Annotated in this window: 12 protein-coding genes and 3 pseudogenes; 11 read left to right on the forward strand and 4 right to left on the reverse strand. The window is 41.4% G+C overall.

Annotated elements, in window-relative coordinates:
- The first annotated feature begins 72 nt into the window (after positions 1 to 72).
- The 8 genes and pseudogenes from DXA05_RS15825 to DXA05_RS15860 all read left to right on the forward strand — a co-directional run bounded on the left by DXA05_RS15825 (position 73) and on the right by DXA05_RS15860 (position 15,829).
- Positions 73 to 1,248, forward strand: coding sequence for a glycerophosphodiester phosphodiesterase family protein (locus tag DXA05_RS15825; RefSeq protein WP_008642680.1), 1,176 nt, complete (start codon positions 73 to 75; stop codon positions 1,246 to 1,248).
- Positions 1,249 to 1,278: 30 nt separating this feature from the next.
- Positions 1,279 to 4,274, forward strand: a pseudogene (locus DXA05_RS15830) (SusC/RagA family TonB-linked outer membrane protein).
- Positions 4,275 to 4,286: 12 nt separating this feature from the next.
- Entirely contained in the window at positions 4,287 to 6,062 is a 1,776-nt protein-coding gene (locus DXA05_RS15835) for a RagB/SusD family nutrient uptake outer membrane protein (protein WP_128859370.1), read from the forward strand.
- Positions 6,063 to 6,114: 52 nt separating this feature from the next.
- Positions 6,115 to 7,575: a right-handed parallel beta-helix repeat-containing protein gene (locus DXA05_RS15840; RefSeq protein WP_128859371.1), complete on the forward strand. Its 1,461-nt coding sequence runs from the start codon at positions 6,115 to 6,117 to the stop codon at positions 7,573 to 7,575.
- 22 nt (positions 7,576 to 7,597) lie between these two features.
- Complete coding sequence (locus DXA05_RS15845) at positions 7,598 to 8,497, forward strand: fimbrillin family protein (RefSeq protein WP_008770594.1); 900 nt, start codon at positions 7,598 to 7,600, stop codon at positions 8,495 to 8,497.
- Positions 8,498 to 8,514: 17 nt separating this feature from the next.
- On the forward strand, positions 8,515 to 10,743 hold the full coding sequence (locus tag DXA05_RS15850) for a fimbrillin family protein (protein WP_117683435.1): 2,229 nt from the start codon (positions 8,515 to 8,517) through the stop codon (positions 10,741 to 10,743).
- 27 nt (positions 10,744 to 10,770) lie between these two features.
- On the forward strand, positions 10,771 to 11,673 hold the full coding sequence (locus DXA05_RS15855) for a glycerophosphodiester phosphodiesterase family protein (protein ID WP_117683470.1): 903 nt from the start codon (positions 10,771 to 10,773) through the stop codon (positions 11,671 to 11,673).
- Positions 11,674 to 11,848: 175 nt separating this feature from the next.
- Positions 11,849 to 15,829, forward strand: a complete 3,981-nt coding sequence (locus DXA05_RS15860) for a two-component regulator propeller domain-containing protein (protein WP_004313437.1) — start codon at positions 11,849 to 11,851, stop codon at positions 15,827 to 15,829.
- 268 nt (positions 15,830 to 16,097) lie between these two features.
- Here the strand turns inward: DXA05_RS15860 and DXA05_RS15865 are convergent.
- A pseudogene (locus DXA05_RS15865) lies at positions 16,098 to 16,448 on the reverse strand (DUF1016 N-terminal domain-containing protein); the annotation flags it as partial.
- 79 nt (positions 16,449 to 16,527) lie between these two features.
- On the opposite strand from DXA05_RS15865, the gene DXA05_RS15870 reads away from it, so the two are divergent.
- Complete coding sequence (locus DXA05_RS15870; protein WP_008645720.1) at positions 16,528 to 16,716, forward strand: hypothetical protein; 189 nt, start codon at positions 16,528 to 16,530, stop codon at positions 16,714 to 16,716.
- Between the two features lie 88 nt (positions 16,717 to 16,804).
- On the opposite strand, the pseudogene DXA05_RS15875 reads toward DXA05_RS15870, so the two are convergent.
- From DXA05_RS15875 to DXA05_RS15885, 3 genes and pseudogenes are all read right to left on the reverse strand, one after another.
- Positions 16,805 to 17,991: pseudogene (locus DXA05_RS15875) on the reverse strand (porin).
- Between the two features lie 15 nt (positions 17,992 to 18,006).
- Complete coding sequence (ansB, locus tag DXA05_RS15880) at positions 18,007 to 19,065, reverse strand: L-asparaginase 2 (protein WP_008023076.1); 1,059 nt, start codon at positions 19,063 to 19,065, stop codon at positions 18,007 to 18,009.
- Between the two features lie 35 nt (positions 19,066 to 19,100).
- On the reverse strand, positions 19,101 to 20,411 hold the full coding sequence (locus DXA05_RS15885) for an anaerobic C4-dicarboxylate transporter (protein ID WP_004313440.1): 1,311 nt from the start codon (positions 20,409 to 20,411) through the stop codon (positions 19,101 to 19,103).
- Positions 20,412 to 20,588: 177 nt separating this feature from the next.
- On the opposite strand from DXA05_RS15885, the gene DXA05_RS15890 reads away from it, so the two are divergent.
- Both DXA05_RS15890 and DXA05_RS15895 read left to right on the forward strand, forming a co-directional pair.
- Positions 20,589 to 22,022: an aspartate ammonia-lyase gene (locus DXA05_RS15890; RefSeq protein WP_008645722.1), complete on the forward strand. Its 1,434-nt coding sequence runs from the start codon at positions 20,589 to 20,591 to the stop codon at positions 22,020 to 22,022.
- Positions 22,023 to 22,243: 221 nt separating this feature from the next.
- A complete protein-coding gene (locus DXA05_RS15895) occupies positions 22,244 to 23,614 on the forward strand; it encodes an FAD-dependent oxidoreductase (protein WP_087322734.1) in 1,371 nt (456 codons plus the stop codon).
- Positions 23,615 to 23,717 lie beyond the last annotated feature (103 nt).

A 23,717-nucleotide genomic window follows, 5' to 3' on the forward strand; every position in this document is an offset into this window, starting at 1 on the left:
CTTTTTTTTAGTGCGTATTACTTATGTTTGCAACGTAATCTATTAAATAAATCAACTAATGTAAAACGCGCAATGAGAAATGAAAATCTATTGTCCTTTCTTCTTATAAAGAGAAGAATTTTAAAATTACTGGCTATAAAATATGCATACAGTTTAATTGTTTTATGCGGAATTAGTTTTATGGCATGTTCAGATGATGATCCCGTAAAAAAGAATCCTTATCTGCAAACGAGCACCCGTGCTATGCTGAAAGAGGTAGTGGAAGTGGTGTTTAACAATATCGATAGTAATACTGACATTACTGTCGACTTTGGTGACGGAACGGTCAAGGAAGGGAAAGCTGCTACGCCTATCACTCATGCTTATACACAAAGTGGTGACTACACGATGTTAGTGACAGCGGGTGAGCGCGTAGTACAGAAAAGGATCCGTATTTACGACCTATTGGCGCTGACAGAAGCCATGAAGCAATTCAGGGATGCAGATAACAAAATGGTATGGGCTATGACGCATCGCTCTCATACAACAGACAAGACTATTCCCGAAAATTCGGTATCTGCTGTAGAAGCTGCCATCAATGCAGGAGCGGATGTGATTGAATGTGACACTCATCTCACAAGCGATGGAGTAGTTATGGTGTGCCATGACCAGACAATCAATGCTACGACTAACGGCACAGGGGATATTACGAAAATGACTTATGCTGAAATTCAGCAATATAATCTGTTGGACCGGAATGGAAGGGTGACCGATGAGAAGATGCCCACATTGGAAGAGTTTCTGAAAGCAGGGCGTGGAAAAATATATTTCAATCTGGATTATTCTCCACGTACAGCCTCTACCCAAGAAGTGATGAATGTTGTCAAGGAACTGGATATGATGGAACAAGTCTTTTTCTATTGTAACAGTAGCCAGAAAGCAGAAGAAGTGTTGTCTATTTCTAAAAAGGCACACGTGTACACATGGGCACAAAGCGCTTACAAACCTCTGGTTGGGCTTCCGGGCAATTACTTCGTGCAATATTCTTATGCTCCCGACGGGCAAAGTACTCCTATAGGAACTGCCGTCAGTGAGGGAATGATTCCTACAGTCAATATGCTTCATGTATTATCCGGATTGATACCTGAATATGATATAAATACGACTTATCTGGATGAGCTTCTTCAGATTTATCCTGAAGTACGTATGATACAGACAGATGCACCGGAAGTATTAATCTCCGCTTTACAAGCAAGAGGATTGCGTTAACTTTATCATCTAACATAAAATCATTTATTTATGAAGAATATTCATTTCAAAACGTGTACCTGTCTGTTAGGTATACTGCTGATACTGTTTTCCGGTATACAGGTAAAGGGAGCTTCTTTGGAAGTTCAGCAGGAAAGTAAGGTGTCAGGTACGGTGACGGACGAAAAGGGCGAACCAGTTATTGGCGCTTCCGTAGTAGTCGTAGAATCGAAGCAGGGTACTATTACAGATATAGACGGTAAATTTCTGGTGAACGTACCTAAGAATGGACACCTGAAAGTGTCTTATATCGGTTATGAAACACAAGAAGTGGCTGTTAAAAACGGCCAGTTATTGAAGATCGTATTGAAAGAAGAATCGACCGCTTTGAATGAAGTGGTAGTGGTGGGTTACGGTACGATGAAACGGAAAGAAATGACTTCGGCTATTTCGCATATAGGTGCGAAAGATCTGAATCAGATATCCAGCTCGATGCCTCCATGCTTTTGCAGGGGAAAGTTTCCAGCGTTTCGGTTTCTAACACAGCTCTGGCCGATCCGAACAATCAAGGAAGTATTCAGATTCGTGGTGTCTCTTCCCGTAATGCAGGTTTAGGACCGTTAATTGTGGTAGACGGAGTGCCGGGAGGTGATATGACGAATATTAACCCTGCCGATATTGAATCGATTGATGTATTGAAAGACGGTGCTGCTTCTGCGATCTATGGTACGCGGGGTAGTAACGGGGTTATCCTGATTAATCTAAAGAAAGGGACCAAAGATGGACAGGTTCATACAACCTATAGTACTTCCGTTACTTTTAATAAAGCTAAAAAAGAACTCGACATCATGAATGCGGAAGAATACCGTGCTTATCGCACAGTGTCTAATCCGCTTTCCGATATGGGAGCTGATTCAGACTGGTTTGATGCCGTTACTCAATTGGGGGTGACTCACATGCATACATTGACATTTTCCGGCGGTAATGCGAGAACCAACTATCGGGTGACCGCCGACTATCGTAATGCCCGTGGTATTGATTTGCGTTCCGACCGTCATGAATATGGAGCACGTGCCAATATTAACCATACAACCAAAGACGGGCTATTCACGTTTTCTGCTAATATAACTCCTCGTGTTATCGACCGGAACAAATCAGCCAATGTATATAGCAATGCTATTAAAAACAATCCGACAATGCCTATTTATGATTCGGAATCGGCTAATGGGTACTATCGTTTTCCCAGTGGAACGGAAGGTTCTAATATCGTAGAGCAATTGAATGAAGAAGAGAATGGTACGGAAATTAAGTTGCTGGAATGGAATGCTACGGCTGCCGTTAATCTGCTGCCTCTGTTTAATCCGAAGAATCCGGACATGGTATTGAAGTCGCAGGTCACTATTTCTCAATATCAAGTTGATAAATTTAACGGATGGTTTACACCGTCTACTTATGGTTCTAACGTAAATGATGGTGTCACCGGAAAAGCCAGCCGTGACTTCGACAAAAGTACGACTAACAATCTGGAATGGGTAACAAATTTCTCTACACGTATCAAGAATCATCAGATCCGTGCAATGGTGGGGTATAGCTATAATTATGGTGTAAATTCCGGAATGTCTGCTGAAAACTGGAATTTCTCTTCGGATGGATTGACGTATAATAATCTGGGTTCCGGGCTGGAAGCGGCAAAAGATGGAAAAACAATGATGGGCTCCTATAAGAATGACCATAAGTTAATCAGCTTCTTCGGACGTGTTAATTATGATTGGAAAGAGCGCTACCTGTTTACTTTTTCTTTACGCCACGAAGGGTCTTCCCGCTTTGGCGAGAATCATAAATGGGGCAATTTCCCGGCTGTATCTGTCGGTTGGCGTATCTCGGATGAGAAGTTTATGAAAGGACTTTCATGGATTGATGACTTGAAAGTACGTTATGACTATGGGGTGACAGGTAATCAGGAAATAGGAAATTATAATTCTCTGGCTACTTACCGGGCTTTCGGTTGGTATCAATACAATGGTAACCGTTTTCATGTATGGGGACCGAGCAAAAATACGAACTCGGAATTGCGCTGGGAGAAAGGACATAATCAGAATGTGGGTTTGGACTTCTCACTCTTCTCACACAAAGTGACCGGTTCATTTAACTATTTCCATCGTAAACAAAGTGATTTGCTCGGAGATTATTCTGTACCGGTACCACCTAACTTGTTCTCCACCATCTATACCAATGTAGGTACATTGCGTAATACCGGTTTCGAACTTGATGTTACAGTAAATGCTGTCCGGACAAAGGATTTCACTTATAGTTTCACATTAGTGGGGGCTACTAATAACAATAAGTTTGTCAGTTTTTCCAACGATATATATAAAGGACAAAAATATTACTCTACCTGTAGCATGGCGAATCCGAATAATCCGGGATATTTGCAGCGGATTGAAGAGGGGGAACGTATTGGTAACTACTTTACATATCGTTATGCAGGAGTGGATAAAAAAGGTGACTGGCTGATTTATGATAAAAAGGGGAATGTGATTCCTGTAGCCCAAGGTACGGAAGAGGATAAGTCTGTGACCGGAAACGGTTTGCCGAAATTCACCGGCTCTATGACGCATAACTTCACTTATAAGAACTTTGATTTGTCTGTTGCCCTCCGTGGTGCTGCCGGGTTTGACATATTCAACGTGCATGATTTCTATTTCGGATTGCAGAGCATGACTACCAACCAGTTGACGACCGCTTATTCGAAGAATGCACATATCACGACAGGTAAGAATGTGATTACCGACTACTTCATTGAACCGGGTGATTATCTGAAGATAGACAACGTCACTTTAGGATATACCATGAACCTGAATAAGAAATATATTGAAAAGATACGTTTGTTCGGTACGGCCAACAATCTTTATACGTTTACGAAGTTTACCGGTGTAGATCCTTCTACCTACGAAGTGAACGGACTGACACCGGGTACTTTCGGAGGAGGATATAACTATTATCCGTCTGCTTTTCAGTTTATTTTAGGATTACAAGTAAGTTTCTAATAAAAGACGATTATGAAAATAACAAAATATATCATTGGATTAGGGATAATGGCAGGTACAGTCATTAGTTTGCCATCCTGTACAGATCTGTCGGAAACGGTGTATGATCAGGTCATGTCTCAAAACTATTATAATACCAAACAGGATGTTATCAACGCCGTTTTTCGTCCGTTTGAGCATATCTATGAATCCATTGTCAGACGTCATGAACACGAAGAACTGACAGGGGATCAGTTGATAACGCCTACTCGGGGAACTTGGTGGTATGATGGCGGTAAATGGGAAAAATATCATTATCATCAATACGATGACATTAATCAGGAAGACTGGACAAACGAGTGGGAAGGCATGTATGGCGGTATCGGTCAATGCAATCTGGTGTTGGATGATTTGTCTCAATTGAATCCTTCTAAATTTAATTTAAGTGACAGTGAGTTTGATAGTTTTAAAGCGCAACTACGTTGTATGAGAGCTTACTGTTATCTTCGCCTGCTTAATAGTTACCGTAATTGTATCTTAACTACGACTTCTGACCAAGCGGTCAATGAACAGCCGGAAAACCGGAAGCAGGTATCTCCACAGGTTATGTTTGATTTTATCGAAAGTGAGTTGAGAGATGTCTGTCTGGTAGCTTTACCTTCCAAAATCGGACAATCTGGTAATGGCGGTCAACAAGGACAATTTACTAAAGCGGGGGCTGCTGCATTGCTGGTACGTCTTTATTTAAATGCGGAAAAGTGGATTGGACAGCCTAAATGGCAGGAATGTATTGATATGTGTGAGCGTATTACCGGAGGAGAATTCGGCTATTATGCAATCGCTGATAACTGGTACGAACCTTTTGACTGGAATAATGAAATGTGTAATGAAGTAATCCTCGGTTTTCCCGGTTCTTATGGACTGACTAGCTGGCATCTGAAAAATGATAAGAAAACAGTTTACGGGCGGGCCCTTCCTTATGGTTGTGAGAAATACCTGAAAATTGAAGGAGATGGCAGCCGAAATCCCAAATATGCACTTTCGCCAAGTTATAATAACCAGCAACCACGTGCATTGTTTGATTATGAATTGGGCATGGTTACGCAGAAATTCGCCAAGTATGCGGGCGATAAACGTTATAAACAATATGTAAATACGAGTAATAATACACGGGAAGGTATGTTCTTCATGGAAGGGAAAATAGCTAATTCCAGTATTAGTGGGGGATATGCCAAGAATCCGGATAATCAATATGTCCTTTACCTACTTGATCAAGTGGGACGTTTTGAAGGTAACGCAGAATCCGGTTATATTGCCAACCCGAATTATCAGGAGTCTAAACTGGGAAACGGAGATTTCAACTCGGGGCTTTACTGTGTGAAGTATCCTTTCTATCCGTTTGATGGAGGATATTTTATAGAGTCGGATTATACGGAAATCCGTTTGGCGGAGATTATTTATTCGCAGGCGGAATGCCTTCTTCGTCTCGGACAGGCAGGCGAGGCCGGCAAGCTGTTGAACAGCGTGCGTAAACGCAACTATGAAAACTTTACTGCAGATATCGCTTATCAGCCGGAAGGTAACGTGGTACTTGATCTAAAAGAAATGCTTGATGAATGGGGGCGGGAATTTCTTGCGGAGAGCCGTCGTCGTACGGATTTGATCCGCTTCGGAAGATTTCAGGATGCATGGTGGGACAAGAAACGGGATGCAGATACTCATTATGAATTGTTCCCGTTTTCACAGACCCAATTGGAGCAGAATGAATATCTGAAACAGAATCCCGGTTATCCGGATATTGCCCGTTAAGCGGTGAACTGTAATTATTTCAATTTAGTGTACAAGTTTAAAATGAAGAAAAATGAAAAATAAGTTGCTCACAATATCAAAGATTGGGCTTTTGGCCTTCACTATTTTAGTGAGCCAGGCGTGTCAGGAAGATTATGAGATGGTTGATCCTCCGATGATTACTGATTATGATGATGATCTGGATGAAGAAGTTGTCTTGCAAAAAGGACTGGAAAGTTATTTTGTAACTCAATTCGGTGAAGGGGACATGGATGGTACTTCATGGGATCAGGCAATGGATGTAGCTGGTTTTCGCAAATTATTGAGTGGATCTATCGATCTGTCCAAGAGTACTATTTACATGAGCCAGGGAAAATATGTGATGTCCGAGACCGGAGGACTCGGGGTGATTATCCGCAAAGACATTAAAGCGATCAAAGGAGGATATAGTTTGTTGAGCGAAGGGATGGATCTGACGAAGCGTTCTATTGATACTTATAAGACAGTGATCAGCGGAGATGTAAACGGTAATAATCAGGCTGATTCCGGTGATTGCGGATTATTGTTGGTGAAAGGGGGGATTATTGAGATTGAAGGAGTTACTTTTCAATATGGGTACCTCTCTAATAATGATGCCAAGTCTAACGAGTGTGGTAGCGGAATTTATATCAATGGTAATGCCAATAGTACTTCTGTCGAATTAACGGATTGTATCATCAGGGATTGTAAAACGGAAGCTGTCAACGGGCAAGGGGGAATAGCGGGAGGTACAGCTATTCTTATTGCTTCCGGGAGCTCGAAACTTAACAATGTGAAGTTTCTGGATAATGCGGCGGATAGCCGTGGCGGAGCAATACGGTGTAACAGCGATAAGGCTGTTGTGTTTATGAATAATTGCCTGATAACAGGCAATTCAGTAAGAGAACTTTTTGGAGTCGGTATTCAGGTATCATCGGGACATATTTGTATGAATAATACAACCATTGTCGGAAATTCGGGAAAAGGTGCTGCTTTAAACGGGGGAGGTAGTTTCATGCTCGCTAATAGTACGATTGTAGGGCATGATATTGATCAGGAGTATGGCGCCTTCCGATGTGAAACCTCTATTGATGGTGATACTAAGTTTATTAATAACCTGTTGATTTCCGAGAATTCTACTGCTCCGAGCTTCATTTTGAATGGAGCAAATAAAGAAGCTTATTCAATGGGGTATAACTTATATCAGCGAGTTAATAATTTTACGATGAATATTCTTGATACAGCTTATCCTACCCTTGTGAATGGTAACCTGGCAGAAGAGGGTGTTTATAAGTGGGATATTAATCAGATCGGACAGGTGACTGGCTATGCTACCAAACAAGCTGTGGTTAATGCTGTGAAAAGTTTCAATCCTGCTGCTTCTCCTGTGGTTAATTTAGGTGAAGTCTTTGTGGAATGGATTGGTGAAGATGCTTTCGGATTGGATCAGCGTGGCGTGACACGCAATCCTGATAAGATGCAAATGGGAGCTTATGATGCTGTATTGTCCAACTGAATCTTTAAAAAGTAATTGTGATATGAAAAACAAATTTTATATAATGACCGCTTTGATCATCAGTCTGACAGGATGTTCAAGCATTGAAGACGGAACACTGCCGACCGTTAACTTTCCCGAAGATCATATAATCCGTGTTGTAACAGAAGTGAAGGCTCCTGTGTCGCGTGCCGGATATGATGCAAGTAATCTGGAGAGTTTCGGACTGATCATTCATAACAGTGAAAACATTGCTTATGATTATAATTCGCAAATGGTAAAATCTGATAATGACTGGAATACGGTGGACGGGCAACAAATGCTTTGGGATAATGCAAGAACTCCGGTAACAGTAATAGCGTATGCTCCTTACATTTCGGAAGCTGGTTTAGATACTCCGTTAGCTATCAACATACAAAGCAACCAAACTACCGAGGAAAATGTGATTGCTTCTGATTTCCTGTTGACTAAATCAATGGTTGATCCGAAACAGGATCTCACCGCAGATGGTAGATTGAAAGTTACTTTGGATCATGCCATGAGCAAGCTGATTATAAAAGTGACGGTAAATAATGGTATGGAAGATGCGGCGATCAGTAAACTGGGCGATATGGCTGTAAATGGTACAATAGTGGGTGGTATTTGTGATTTGTCAGTGCCGGAACCGGTAGTCATTCCACGGGAAGATGCTGTAGCTACAACTATCGCCCCCTATAAGGGTACGGATGGGTATGAATGCATTCTTCTCCCGCAAACAATAATAGAAGGCTTTTCTGTCAATTTCAGTTATGACGGAAAATTGTATATATGGACTGCCGAAGAGCCCATTGAGTTGCAAAAGGGAGTAGAGCATACGCTGACATTGAATGTAAATGAAACGGCACGGTTGGCTACCATGCAAATGAAATATCGGGCAACCGGTCAGATTATCGATCAGAAATAAAAAGGAGGAGATGAGTTATGAAAATTACTAAACATATATTGACTGCATGTATATTAACGGGTATGGCAGCTTGTGATACGGATAAAGAGATAGCCGTGTTCAATGAAGACTCCGGTGCAATCAAGATCAATGCTGTTATTGATGCTGCATATACCCGTAGTAATCCTACAGGAACAAATGAACAGCAAATGCAATTTAATAATGGAGACCAGATTCTGTTGAGTTGCGAGGATGGTAGTGTGACTTATATGTTGTCCGAAGGGCAATGGGCTCCTACGGATAACTATTATCTTAGGTGGGGAAATGAACCTGTTACTTATTCTGCCTTTTATCCGGTGACTGAAGGAACAAGCGTAGCCAACTTCTCTCTTCCTATTAATCAGCAGAGTTTGGAAAATCTGGCGAGCGCAGACTACATGACTTGCACAGTAGAAGATGCTATAAATGAGGGATCAGGTGTCCTTCATCTGAATATGAACCGGAGAATGGCGAAAGTTATCATGACATTGGACGATATAGACTCACAAAGTAAAGCTCTAGGAGTTAAAATCGGTTCCTATCAGGGATATACGGACGGAAATGTTTCATCGGGAACTGCACTTGTTTCACCGTATGTTACCATTCCTGAAGGAGGGAAAGCCGGACAAAGCGGATGTAAATATACGGCGATCGTAGCTCCGGGAACTGCAAATCCTAATAGTACTTTCGTTTCTTTAAATTACAAGGGGGAAGATCTGGTATTGCCGGGCATTCCTGCAATAAAGGCCGGATTTTGTTATGAATTTACTTTGAAAGTAGAAGGTTCGGTCATTAGATTGAGTGAACCGATTGTCACTCCATGGGAGACTGGTACAATCAATGGGGGAGATGCAACGGAATTGCAATTGGACGCTTATTATGTGAAAGAGCATGCTACAGGGAATGCTACCGGTATGGATTGGGATAATGCAATGGGAGTAGACGGGTTACGCAATCTATTGAGAACTAACACTAACAGTGCGATCACGACTGCGAATGCTAAGAAATTGGATGGTAAGAATATCTATGTGGCAGGCGGTACCTATTTGATAGCAGATCAGGAAGCCGGTCTGAAAATAGAGTATAGCGGATATAGCAAACAAGTCGAAATAAAGGTTGTGGGTGGATATGATCCTCAAAGTACCCGGAAGGATTTAAGCAAGCGTGATCCTGTCCGGTATCTGACTACTTTCACAGGAGATGCAAATAATAACGGCATTGCGGATGCGGGTGATTATTCCTTGTTTACATTAGGAAACCAGATAGATATTACATTTGAAGGTTGTACGTTCTCTTGCGGTTATCATCCCAATGAGAAAATAAATGGCTATAGTGGTGGATTCCTGATTGCGAATGGTAGCAGTGGCAATGCAACATTACAGTTGAATCATTGTATCATTGAAAAGTGCTATAATGCGGGAGTAAATGGTTCAGGTGAGGCTGGTGGTTCCGGTATATTCATGTATAAGGGGACAGCCAAACTAAATCATGTGCAGTTGAGAAACAACAAGGCATCTTCGCGTGGAGGCGCAATTCGCGTCAATGACAGTGGGAGTATTCTTTTTATGAATAATTGCTCCATTACAGGCAATGAAGGCGGACAGTTCGGTTATGCTATTCAAATGTCAAACGGTCATTTATGTATGAATAATACAACTGTTACCAATAATAGTGGTAGAGATGGGACTATCAATGGTGCGGGAAGTATGCTGATTGTAAACTCTACCATAATCGAGGATGGTGCTCAAAATAGTGGAGCTGTTATCCGTTGTGAATCTTGGCCGGCCCGGCAATCATTCTTGATGAATAATATTATCCTGAATAAAAATGCAGACAAGCCGGTTATTGAAATGTCCGGTAGCGATGAGCGTCATTTGACATCCAAAGGGTATAATCTGGTGGGAGGTACGATCATACCAGTATCAACCAACAAGTTTACAACGTCAGAGTTTGATAAGTACAATAGTATGATTAGCTCTTTAAATGTCGTATGGGATGCTAATCGTTCTGTCTATACTTGGGACGGAAATGTGAATGAGTTCACTCGGACTACTGCTGATGCTGTTAAGAATGCGATCACAACTGGCTTTAAACCGGATAGTTGTCCTTTCCAGAATTTAGGTGAGGAGTTTGGAAAATGGTTGGAAGAGGTGGATGCATTTTCCACTGACCAATTGGGTAATCCGCGTGATAAAAATGCGATGTGGCCGGGAGCTTATCAGAAATAATGATATAATTTATTTAAACGGATGACAATGAAAAACTATAAACTGATATGGTTCGGGATATTTTGCTGTTTGCAACCTCTTATATTGTTTGCACAACGGGGAGAAACGATCCGTAAGGCATTTTTAGATCCGAAGTCCGATCAGGTGTTAGTCGTGGCACATCGGGGGAACTGGCGGAGTGCACCGGAAAATTCCGTAGCGGCAATTGATAGTGCCATACAAATGGGAGTGGATATTGTGGAGATTGATATTCACAAGACTAAAGACGGACAATTAATATTGATGCACGATGACCGTGTAGACCGGACAACCAATGGTAAAGGATTGATTAAGGATTATACATTGGCAGAAATCAAGAAGTTGAAACTGAAAGATAAGGATGGAAATCTGACAGAACATATTGTTCCAACATTGGAAGAGGCATTGTTGGCAGGCAAAGGTCAGATTATGTTTAACTTGGATAAGGCGTATTCTGTGTTTGACGAGGTATACGCTGTGCTCGAGAAAACCGGAACTGCCAGTTTGGTGATAATGAAAGGAGGCCAGCCGGTGGAAACTGTCAAAAGTGAGTTTGGAGATTATCTGGATAAAGTGATTTACATACCGGTGATAGGACTTGACGGAAAGGATGGCGAAAAGAAGGTCAGGGACTATATGACACAGCTGCATCCTGCTGCCTTCGAATTGGTTTATTCGGATTCTTCCAGTCCTTTGCCTCGAAAAGTGAAATCGATTATTCTGGGAAAGAGTCGGATTTGGTACAATACGTTGTGGGCTTCTCTTGCGGGAGGACATGAAGACGATCAGGCTTTAAAAGATCCGGATGGAAACTATGGATATCTGATTGAAGAGCTAGGGGCACGGATTCTCCAGACTGATCGTCCGGGATTCATGCTGGATTATTTGAGAAAAAAGGGATTGCATGATTAATCGTCTGAAGACAATGAGGTAAATGTATTGTTTGGCACACAGATAACGTCGATGAGATCAATAGACGTTATCTGTGTTGTTTTTATCTATTCTCCAAGTGAAAATAATTTTGAGATTTGGCTTGGGTTACTAAAATAGCTATATTTGACTCGCTGAATCGACATGGGTATATAATATGAAAAAAGCAATAATAGCATTTATCAGTCTTATTATTTTTTGTATTGAGCCATTAATGGCATCTGCAGAGTTTTCTTTTAAGAAATATCAAGTAGAAAACGGATTGTCTCATAACACAACTTGGTGTGCAATTCAAGATAGTTATGGCTTTTTATGGATAGGTACGAGTAATGGGTTGAACTGCTATTATGGTAGCGGAAATAAAATTTATCGGAATGTTCTAAATGACAAATATTCTTTAGGGAACAACTTTGTCGGTTCTTTGATGGAAGAGGGTGAAGACCTTTGGATAGGAACAAGTTCCGGGCTATACATTTATGATCGCTCTGACGATCATTTCTTGTATTTTGATAAGACAACTAAATATGGAGTATTCATTAGTTGCGAAGTCAAGAAAATCGTAAAAACTAAAAATGGTTTGATTTGGATAGCTACTTTGGGACAAGGCATCTTTATTTATGATCCGGTAAAAGACGTTCTGACTCAAAATAGTATCCGGACTTTTTTTGCCTGGGATATTTGCCAAGGTACGGATTCTCTTGTCTATGTCTCTTCTATGCAGGAGGGATTATTGTGCTTTGATGAACAAGGAACTTTTCTGCAAAGTTATCCGGTTTCATTCGAATTGAATATTGGCAATCAGAGGATTAACTGTCTCCATAGTATTGATCATGAAATTTGGTGCGGTGTGGGGACGAATTCGTTAGGGTGCTATCAGGAAGGAAGTCAGGAATTAAAAATATATAATACGTCTGCAGAGAGTTTCAGTTCTATTCTTTGTCTGATGGACTATAACGGGAAAGAAATGCTGGTTGGTACAGACAATGGCATTTATTTATTTGACCGTGAGCGTAAGACATTTCGTAGGGGAGACTCTCCGTTTGGTTTATGGGCTTTGAGCGATCCGACTGTACACGCGATGATGCGGGATAATGAAGGTACACTTTGGGTAATGACTAATTCCGGTGGAATAAATTACATGTCTAAACAGTCGAAGCGTTTTTCTACTTATTCTCTGTCTTTGACGGGGATGGAAAAAGCAGATAAGGAGATAGGACCTTTCTGTGAAGATCGGGAGAAGAATGTTTGGGTGGGAACCCGGAATGGATTGTGGTTTTTCAATTCACAAACTCATTCTTTTCATGAGTATTTTTTGAAGAAATCAAATATAAAATACGATATACGTAGTTTGTTGTTGGAGGGCGATAATCTTTGGGTAGGAACTTATGCTGAAGGATTGCATGTGTTAAATCTGAAGACAGGGAATATTAAAAGTTATACTTATTCCCGTGATATTCCGAATACACTTTGCAGTAATGATGTATTAAGCCTTTTTAAAGATCGTAAAGGAGAAATCTTTGTCGGAACAAGCTGGGGATTATGTCGTTATAATCCACAATCGGATAATTTTATAACTGTGATAAATGTCGGTGCTATGGCTTCTGTAACTGACATCTATGAGGATATGTACAATAATCTTTGGATTGCGACTTCAAATCGCGGCGTTTTCTGTTATAATACAGTTGGTGAAGAGTGGAAACATTTTGAACATATCCGGGAGGACCTGACTACTATTACGAGTAACTCCGTGATAACATTATTTGAAGATAGGAAAGGTACGATGTGGTTTGGGACCAATGGTGGAGGATTATGCTCTTTTTCCAAAGAAACAGAAACTTTTGTTGATTTTGATCCGGAAAATATATGGTTACCGGATAAGGTTATTTATTCGATAGAGCAGGATCTGGCCGGCAACTTTTGGATTTCCTGTAATTCCGGGTTATATCAGTTTAATCCTGCAGATAAGAATAAGAACTGTCTTTTTACTATAAATGACGGTTTGCAGGGGAATCAGTTCACAGCGCAATCTTCATTAGCTTCATCGACTGGAAAGATGTATTTTGGAGGAGTGAACGGATTTAATGTTTTTGAACCGAAAGAATTTACAGATAACACCTATCTTCCTCCTGTTTATGTTATAAATATCAGTTTCCCTAATTTGAATAATGAGCGGGAAGTGAGGCGGTTGCTCCGGTTGGATAAGCCTTTTTATACTGTTGATAAAATAAAATTACCTTATGAGAATAACAGTTTTACAATTCGTTTTGCGATACTTAGCTATGAAGATCCTCTTAGAAATCGTTATGCGTATATCTTGAACGGAGTAGATAAGGAATGGATTAACAACTCTTCTAATAATACAGCTTCCTATACCAACCTTCCTCCGGGAGAATATGAGTTTTTGGTTCGTGGTTCAAATAATGACCATTATTGGACTGAAAAGGCAATTTCTTTATGGATTGTGGTTACTCCTCCCTGGTGGCGGACTACTATTGCTTATGTGGTATATGCATTGTTGTTACTTGCTGCTATCGTATTTCTTGGTTGGCGTTGGAATTTGTATGTCAGGCGTAAGTATAAACGTCGGATGGAGGAGTATCAGACTACCAAAGAAAAAGAAATGTATAAATCGAAAATCAATTTCTTTATTAATTTGGTACATGAAATACGAACTCCGCTAAGTTTGATTCGTTTGCCGTTGGAGAAATTGAGAGAAGAGGAAATCAAAGGGAAAGAGAATAAGTATATTTCTGTAATAGAAAAGAATGTAGATTATCTATTGGGAATCATCAATCAGTTACTTGATTTTCAGAAGTTGGAAAGTAGTGCTTTGCAGTTGAATTTGAAGAAATGCAATGTTAATGCATTGGTCAGTGATATTTTTAATCAATTCTGCGGTTCTGCGGAGTTGAGAGGACTGACATTACATCTTTGTTTGCCTCATGAAGAGATTAACATGATGATTGATTCGGAAAAGATGAGTAAGATTCTGGTAAATTTGATAGGGAATGCGATGAAATATGCGAAATCCAGAATTGAATTGAAGGTATTATCAGTAGATGACGAGGTGAGGATAGAGGTCACTGATGATGGTCCCGGTATTCCGGAGGACCAACGCGATAAAATATTTCAAGCTTTTTATCAATTGCCTGATGATCCTGTGGCATCATCTAAGGGTACTGGGATTGGTTTGGCATTTGCAAGGTCTTTGGCAGAAGCCCATCATGGAAGTTTGTTTCTGGAAAATAGTTCCGAGGGCGGTGCTTCATTTGTATTATCTTTACCATTGGGAACTGTAGAAACAGAAGATGTATCTGATGAATTGACTGAAACGGATGCTGTAGATGTTGGAGAAGAGGTGACTTCTGTTTCTGAATTTGCTAATAGGAGATTCACTGTTTTATTGGTGGAGGATAATCTTGAATTGTTAAATCTAACTCGGGAAGCTTTAAGTACTTGGTTTAGGGTGATACGTGCCGGTAATGGAAAAGAAGCATTGGAAATACTCACACGCCAGAGTGTGGATGTTATTGTCAGTGATGTTATGATGCCTGAAATGGATGGACTTGAACTTTGTAATCATGTAAAATCCGATATGGCTTATTCTCATATTCCTGTTATTTTGCTGACTGCAAAAACGACATTGGAATCTAAAGTGGAAGGACTTGAAAGTGGTGCTGATGTATATCTTGAGAAACCGTTTTCTGTTAAGCAGCTCTATAAACAGATCGAGAATTTATTAAAACTGCGATTGGCGTTTCATAAACAGATGACGGACATCACAATTGGTTCATCTTCTTCACTTTCGGATTTTGCTATTTCTCAAAAAGATGTAGAATTTATAGACAAGATCAATGCAATTTTATCGGAGCAGGTTATTAATGAAAATTATTCAATTGATATATTGGCAGATCAAATGAATATGAGTCATTCTAATCTTTACCGGAAGATGAAAGGTTTGTTTGGTATGCCTCCTAATAACTATGTGAAGAACTTCCGCTTAAACAAAGCAGCTGAATTAATTGCAAATGGTGTTCGCATAGCTGAGGCAGCAGAACGGTTAGGCTTTGCTTCTTCTTCCCATTTTGCAAAATGTTTTAAAGAGAAGTTCGGAATGTTGCCAAAAGATTATAAATAACAAGTCTTTTCATGATGGGAAAAATGATGGGAGGGTAGATGAAGTTTAAAAATGCAAGAAGTATACCGTAGTAATATTTTTTATCCATTCGTTTTATATTCTTGACTCCGGGAAAATCGTAATTGCACATAAACCAGTCACTTTCGCCCCTCGAATTTGCAGCGTTTTTGAATCTCCCGCATCTAAACTAACGTGAGTTCGATATAATTTAGAACATTACAAATTGTCCATAGTTCTTTGTATATATTATAGAACAATGATTACTAAAAAGCGTTAAAGGATTCTTTATGATGTCATCTGGTTTATTGATCGTTTGCCCCTCTTGTGCTAAACGCAAGACTGAATCTTTGTCTTTGCTGAGAGCCAAACGCTCATACAGGCTTGAATTATATTGCCGCTGCAATTGACGTACACTCCAATTTTGTTTCTGAGACTCAATTTCGTAAAATCTGCGTTCTTCATCAGATTCAATGCGCATTAATATCAAATAGTGAGACCATGAAAGCGTAAACGGATATTCCCTAGTTGATTTTATGGGGCTTTCGGTGAGTTTTTGAATTTGGTCAACGCTGTTGTTCCAATCTCTTTTGTCGAGTATGTTGAGAAAAATTTGCGACATCTTTTCAATGTTTTGTGTATTGGGTCAAAAAGAAGTTGTATATTTGTTCATCAATATCTAGTCTCAATATAGGTAATCTATGGAATTCATCACATCAACACATTTGAAGCAATGGGCTGACACAAAAGAATGTCAGTCTCTCTTGCCAGAATTGATGAGACGGCTTATCTGTGCTTCCGTGAAGCAGTTGAATAGACTGTCTTTCCCCAGTGGGGATGCTGTGCATATGCCTGAATGGGCCGGAGCAGATACCTGGGTTCTGATTTAAAAAGACCGAACATATAAGAATACCCGATAACTGTTGTAAGAAGCTATCGGGTATTTTTTTATTGTCAGCCCGGTTTCTTGCTTTAGAATTAGAATACAGGCATCTGCCAGATAAATCCTACAGAAATACGGTTAGTACTATAATTCTCCTGTCCCAGCACCTTGGCGCGGGAAGTGAAATCATACGAACGTCCCACGTAGGTAACAAAGAAGTGCAGATTGGTTTCCATCGGGTAATATTCGATACCGCCCAGATATCCCCAGGAAGTACGGTAATTTCCCTTCTCTATTCCCTCGGACGCCTTGCCTACGGAAGCCGTCTCGTACATACCCTTCACAAAAACATTCCATTTCGGAAGAAAGCGGTAATTACATTTGGCAACAACCGAAAGATAGTTAGCATCAAAAGCGTTATGCCCGCCCGGACGGCCTACGATACTGGTAATAATACCTTTGCGGTCAATGTCCTCTTTTGAATACATGAAATCGACAAAAGCATTCCATTTGCCGAGATTCAATTCGTTACCTAAAGCATAATAATACATATTGTGACTTTTGGCCTCGTTCATGACAGAAGCCGACCAACGGGTCTTGAATACGTTATTGAAATTACCATTCCAGTTCAAAGTATAAACCAGTGGCATTTTGCCGGATTTCAGATCGGGAAGATTTCCTTCGGCATCTTCCGTGATTCCGTAAGTGCTGTCGAACGAACTGTTGCGGCTGTTCAGTATTTGCAGGTTAAGTTGCTGTTCGGGAGTAATGTTATAACCTACATTCAGTCCGGTCATAAAGTTACTCATATAGTCGATCATATCGCTGTACTGATAGATGTCGATCGGGTTGAGGTCGAACTCGATACCACCGTATGCGGCACATTGCTTTCCTGCGAAGAGGCTGAACTGGTCATTCAGTTTGATACCAATTCCGGCATAGTCGATGGAAGTAGCAGATTGTCAATCATGCCGTTTGCATCGTTCGAGCGGTTGAGGCGCTGGCGATAGCGGTAAGAAAGCCAGTTGTTGATATTTCCTTTGGCTTCGATACGGAGCTGGTGCATATTGAAGTCACCTTCCTGAAAACCATTTTGGAAATGAGCGTCAAAGCTTCCTTGCATATTCAGATAAAGATTGAACTTATCTGTCTTCTTTTTCACGTCTGTCAGTTCTTCAAACAGGGGAGTGTTCGGGTTGAATTTATCCTTCTTCTCCGTTTTTTGAGCATATACTCCCTGTATGCTGCCCGCGAGGAGCAACATAAATATCCATTTTTTCATAAGTAGGTCAGGCTTTTAGTATTCGTTAAAATATTGCTGAATTTGTTTCCAGTCAGTTGTTTTGGTTAGTGCAAGCATTAACAAAACGCGTGATTTCTGCGGATTCAGTTCTTGTGAAGCCACAAACTGATATTTGGCGTCGTCTACTTCTGCATCCAACGTGGTAGGACCTGTCGGGACACGGGAAGAACGAACCACAAGGATTCCTTTCTGACGGGCGTCTGTCAGTACCGGGAAGATATTCTGATGGATATTTCCATTTCCTACTCCTGCATGGATAATGCCTTTGTAGCCGTTGTTGAGCATCGGAGTGACCATATCTGCTTCAATGTTCGAATAGCTGTATACGATACCTACTTTAGGAAGTGCGTTGAGATGAGTAACATCGAAAACGGATTGGGTGGTATGTTTTTTTAGCGTCACTTGATTATAGAATACTTTTCCGTTCAACACATACCCTAGCGCGCCGGAGTTGGGAGCTTGGAAAGTTTGCACGTCGACCGTGTTCATTTTAACCGTACTCTGTGCTCCAAGGATCAGTCCGTTCATGGCAACCAGTACTCCTTTGTCTTTGGATTCTTTTGCGGCGGCGGTAACTACGGCGTTATAAAGATTCAACGGGCCGTCGGCACTTAGAGCAGTAGACGGACGCATGGCACCTACCAGTACCACCGGTTTGTCACTTTTAACGGTCAGGTTCAAGAAGTAGGCAGTTTCTTCCATCGTATCGGTTCCGTGAGTAATCACGATGCCGTCGATGTCCGGGCGTTTCAATAGTTCGTTTATTTTCTTGGCAAGCGTCAGCCAAACTTGGTCGTTCATGTCCTGCGAACCGATTTTGACAATCTGTTCTCCGGTCACGTTGGCGATGTCCTTAATTTCGGGCACGGCATCGAGTAGTGCGCCGATGGCAACTTGTCCTGCTGTGTAGCTGGTTCCGGTAGCTGAACTTCCTGTGCCTGCAATCGTTCCTCCGGTGGCAAGGATATGAATGTTCGGTTTTGCGGCAAATGCCATTGTTACAGAAAATAGTAGTGTGACTACTACCAGTCCAAAGCTTTTGAATTGTTTCATAACTGAATGATGTTTAGGTTAATAATATATGTATATTAAAATATTTGTATAAAGAGCAGTCCTAGGGCAATGGCAACAATCGTCGATACCAAGCCGGGCATCATAAACGAATGATTCAACACATATTTGCCGATTTTTGTTGTCCCGGTACGGTCGAAATTAATAGCGGCCACTACGGTGGGGTAATTCGGAATAAAGAAATATCCGTTTACTGCCGGGAATAGGGCGATCAGCATATAAGGCGAAATCCCCAACGCAATGCCCAGAGGCACGAGTGCCCGAACTGTGGCAGCCTGGCTGTATAATAGAATAGACATCACAAACAGTGCGACACCAAACAGCCACGGCATTTGTTGCACGATTCCTTCAATAGAAAGAGTCAGCTGTCCCATATTTCCCTGAAGGAAGGTATCTCCCATCCAGGCAATACCGAAGATGGCAATCACTGCCTGCATACCTGCCGGAAATACGGAACCTTGCGTTGCTTTGATTCCGTCAGTCTTGGTTACTAACAGGATGATGGCGGCAGCCGATAACATCACGATTTCGATGATGGAAGACATTCCCAATGTAACTATTTCCCCGTCGATCAGGAAACTGGGGCGCATTCCTTCAAAAGAACCGAAGAGTACGATAAATGCAGTTGCCAATATAAAGATAAGGACGGAAATCATAGCGGAACGTTTGTTCTTCACATCTTTAATCTCTATCTTTTTATTGTTGAATAATCCTTCTTTCAGACGTTTCTGATATTCGGGGTCTTCCACCAGCTCTTTACCGACTTTCATAGAGAATAAAGCACCGACCAACACGCCGACAATGGTAGCGGGAATCGTAATTTTGAGAATGTCGAACAGGGTAATATCGAATCCGGCTAAGAGTCCGAGAAGTGCTACGGTAGCCGCGGAAATCGGACTGGCTGTAATGGCCTGTTGGGAAGCAATGACAGCAATACCTAGCGGACGTTCCGGACGGATTTTTGTTTCGGTGGCAACCTCCGCGATGACCGGCAACACAGAATAGGCGACGTGTCCCGTTCCGGCTACAAAAGTAAACAGGTAAGTCACCAGCGGACTAAGCAAGGTGACGTGTGAAGGATTCTTACGAAGCAAATGTTCTGCCAGTTTCACCATATAGTCCAGTCCGCCGGCCGCTTGCATACAGGAAGCAGCCGAAATCACTGCGGCAATCATTAACATTACGTCGATAGGAGGCGCGGTGGGTTGTAAACCAAAAACGAACGTAAGTATAGCCAACCCAACTCCTCCCATCACGCCGAGGCCGATACCTCCCAAGCGTGCGCCAATAATAATAGCTGTCAGAACAAATGCTAATTGTAATATCATAGAATGCTGTTTTAAGTTCCCAACAAAGATACGTGATTTCTCTCTTTGTATTTTCTTTTTCTTGTATTAACAACAAAAAAGTCTTTGAATAGTTTTTGCATATTTATTAAAACAATAACTAAACTCATTGGTTATTATAAGAACTAACGAAACAGTTATTATTATAAAACAACCGATATGGAACAGAATTTATCAAAAAAAACTCGTACGGAGAGTGACCTGATAGGTAGTCGTGAAGTGCCGGAAAGTGCACTGTACGGAGTACAGACGCTCCGCGGTATCGAAAACTTTCGCATCAGTAAGTTTCATTTAAATGAGTACCCATTGTTTATCCAGGCATTGGCTATCACAAAGATGGGAGCCGCCGTTGCCAACCGCGAACTGGACTTATTAACCGAAGAACAAACGGATGCTATCTTGAGAGCTTGTAAAGAAATACTTGAAGGAAAGCATCACGAACAGTTCCCCGTAGATATGATTCAGGGAGGAGCGGGTACTACCACGAACATGAATATCAATGAAGTGGTTGCCAACCGGGCATTGGAATTGATGGGGCATCAGCGCGGAGAGTATCAATACTGTTCGCCTAACGATCATGTCAACCGCTCGCAATCTACCAACGATGCTTATCCCACCGCCATCCACATTGGACTCTATTACACTCATTTGAAATTAGTTAAGCATTTCGAGGTGTTGATAGAGGCTTTCCGGAAGAAAGGAAATGAGTTTGCGCATATCATCAAAATGGGACGTACCCAACTGGAAGATGCCGTACCAATGACTCTCGGACAGACCTTCAACGGGTTTGCGAGTATTCTTGAACATGAAGTGAAGAATCTTGATTTTGCCGCGCAGGACTTTCTGACAGTCAACATGGGAGCCACAGCCATCGGAACCGGAATCACCGCCGAACCGGAATATGCGGAGAAGTGTATTGCCGCTTTGCGCAAGATTACGGGACTGGATATAAAACTAGCCGATGATTTGGTGGGGGCCACTTCGGACACTTCCTGCATGGTAGGTTATTCGGGAGCGATGAGGCGTATAGCTGTCAAAATGAATAAGATATGCAATGACTTGCGGTTGCTGGCTTCCGGTCCGCGTTGCGGATTGGGCGAAATTAATCTGCCGGCTATGCAACCGGGCTCATCCATCATGCCGGGAAAAGTGAACCCGGTGATTCCTGAAGTGATGAATCAGGTGGCTTATAAGGTGATAGGAAATGATCTTTGTGTGGCTATGAGTGGCGAAGCCGCTCAAATGGAGCTGAATGCAATGGAACCGGTGATGGCGCAATGCTGTTTCGAGTCTGCCGACTTGTTGATGAATGGCTTTGATACCTTGCGTACGTTATGCATTGATGGCATAACAGCCAATGAAGAAAAATGCCGGAGAGATGTGCACAACAGCATTGGCGTAGTGACAGCCCTGAATCCGGTGATTGGTTATAAAAATTCTACCAAGATAGCTAAAGAAGCATTGGAAACAGGAAAGGGAGTGTATGAACTTGTTTTGGAACATAATATCCTTTCCAAGAAAGATTTGGATACCATTCTGGAACCTGAAAATATGATAAAACCAGTCAAACTGGATATTCATCCCAACCGTTGATAGATAGTAAGTGGGAATCGATTCAATAGGGAAATCGCCGGGCAGGTCACTGATCTGCTCCGGCGATTTTGATTATTTGTTACTTTTATTCTATATGGGAATAATTGCTAACTTATCCGGTAAAATAGTTATTGTTCATTACTTTAAAAACAGTGAACTTTGCAACATCATTAGTTATGAACTTAACAAGTAAATTTTGAACCAATTAAAACTATATGGATATGAATGCATTTGACGTTATTATTATCGGTTTTGGCAAGGGAGGGAAGACTCTTGCGGCAGAGTTTGCAAAGCGTGGGCGAAAAGTTGCCATTGTTGAACGTTCGGATAAAATGTATGGAGGAACGTGTATTAATATTGGCTGTATTCCGACCAAGACATTGGTTCATCAGGCTAAAATTGCTTCCGGTATGAAAGACGCTACATTTGAAGAAAGGAGTGAGTTCTATCGCAATGCCATTTCTGTGAAAGAAGCTGTGACAAGTGCATTGAGAAATAAGAATTACCATAATCTGGCAGATAATCCCAATGTGACAGTCTATACAGGTGTGGGCTCTTTTGTCTCTTCCGATGTGGTTTCTGTCCGTACATCTACTGAAGAAATAATGCTGACATCGAAGCAAATTATTATCAATACGGGAGCAGAAACAGTTATTCCTCCCATTGATGGAGTTGCGGGTAATCCGTTGGTTTATACAAGTACCTCAATCATGGAATTGACAGAGCTTCCCCGCCAACTGGTTATTGTCGGTGGCGGTTACATCGGTTTGGAGTTTGCGTCTATGTATGCTTCGTTTGGTTCACAGGTGACCGTACTCGAGAGTTATCCTGAACTGATTGTGCGTGAAGACCGGGATATTGCTGCAAGTGTAAAAGAAACATTAGAGAAAAAAGGCATTGTTTTTCGAATGAATGCAAAGGTTCAATCTGTGAAACATATCGAAGATGGAGCACTTGTTGTTTTTTCTGATTCACAAACTGGCGAGGTGGTGGAACTTGAAGCTGATGCTGTATTGCTGGCTACAGGACGCCGGCCGAACACGAAAGATCTGAATTTGGAAGTTGCCGGAGTGGAGACGGATGCACGCGGAGCTATCATTGTGGATGAATACCTGAAAACAACCCAACCGAATATACGTGCCGTTGGTGATGTGAAAGGTGGTTTGCAGTTCACTTATATTTCATTGGATGATTACCGGATTATCCGGGAGGATCTGTTTGGCGATAAAGAACGGACAACGAATGGTCGCAATCCGGTTAGCTACTCTGTTTTTATTGATCCTCCATTAGCACGTATCGGATTGAATGAAGAAGAGGCTCGTAAGCAGAATTTGGATATTATTATCAAGAAATTGCCCGTTATGGCGATACCAAGAGCGAAAACATTGGGAGAAACGGACGGCCTGTTGAAAGCTGTCATTGATAAGAATACGGGAAAAATATTGGGCTGTATGCTGTTTGCGCCTGATTCCAGCGAAGTAATCAATATAGTTGCTGTTGCAATGAAGACAGGTCAGGATTATACTTTCCTGCGTGACTTCATTTTTACTCATCCTAGTATGAGCGAGGCGTTAAATGATTTGTTTTCATAGTAGTAAGAATGAGTATAATCTTCTCCCATAAAGTTTAAAAAACATCAAAGTATCTGCCACCTGCAACAAAACGCTTGTAATGTATTAGTAAATAGGCAGTTGG

It is taken from the genome of Bacteroides sp. AM54-2NS, from assembly GCF_003602935.1.
Lineage (GTDB): Bacteria > Bacteroidota > Bacteroidia > Bacteroidales > Bacteroidaceae > Bacteroides > Bacteroides xylanisolvens.

Coding starts and splice junctions, on each gene's coding strand:
- DXA05_RS15845 (WP_008770594.1), top strand. CDS start 7,598: ATGAAAAACAAATTTTATATAATGACCGCTTTGATCATCAGTCTGACA.
- DXA05_RS15850 (WP_117683435.1), top strand. CDS start 8,515: ATGAAAATTACTAAACATATATTGACTGCATGTATATTAACGGGTATG.
- DXA05_RS15885 (WP_004313440.1), bottom strand. CDS start 20,411: ATGATATTACAATTAGCATTTGTTCTGACAGCTATTATTATTGGCGCA.
- DXA05_RS15895 (WP_087322734.1), top strand. CDS start 22,244: ATGAATGCATTTGACGTTATTATTATCGGTTTTGGCAAGGGAGGGAAG.
- DXA05_RS15860 (WP_004313437.1), top strand. CDS start 11,849: ATGAAAAAAGCAATAATAGCATTTATCAGTCTTATTATTTTTTGTATT.
- DXA05_RS15825 (WP_008642680.1), top strand. CDS start 73: ATGAGAAATGAAAATCTATTGTCCTTTCTTCTTATAAAGAGAAGAATT.
- DXA05_RS15840 (WP_128859371.1), top strand. CDS start 6,115: ATGAAAAATAAGTTGCTCACAATATCAAAGATTGGGCTTTTGGCCTTC.
- DXA05_RS15870 (WP_008645720.1), top strand. CDS start 16,528: ATGGAATTCATCACATCAACACATTTGAAGCAATGGGCTGACACAAAA.
- ansB (WP_008023076.1), bottom strand. CDS start 19,065: ATGAAACAATTCAAAAGCTTTGGACTGGTAGTAGTCACACTACTATTT.
- DXA05_RS15855 (WP_117683470.1), top strand. CDS start 10,771: ATGAAAAACTATAAACTGATATGGTTCGGGATATTTTGCTGTTTGCAA.
- DXA05_RS15890 (WP_008645722.1), top strand. CDS start 20,589: ATGGAACAGAATTTATCAAAAAAAACTCGTACGGAGAGTGACCTGATA.
- DXA05_RS15835 (WP_128859370.1), top strand. CDS start 4,287: ATGAAAATAACAAAATATATCATTGGATTAGGGATAATGGCAGGTACA.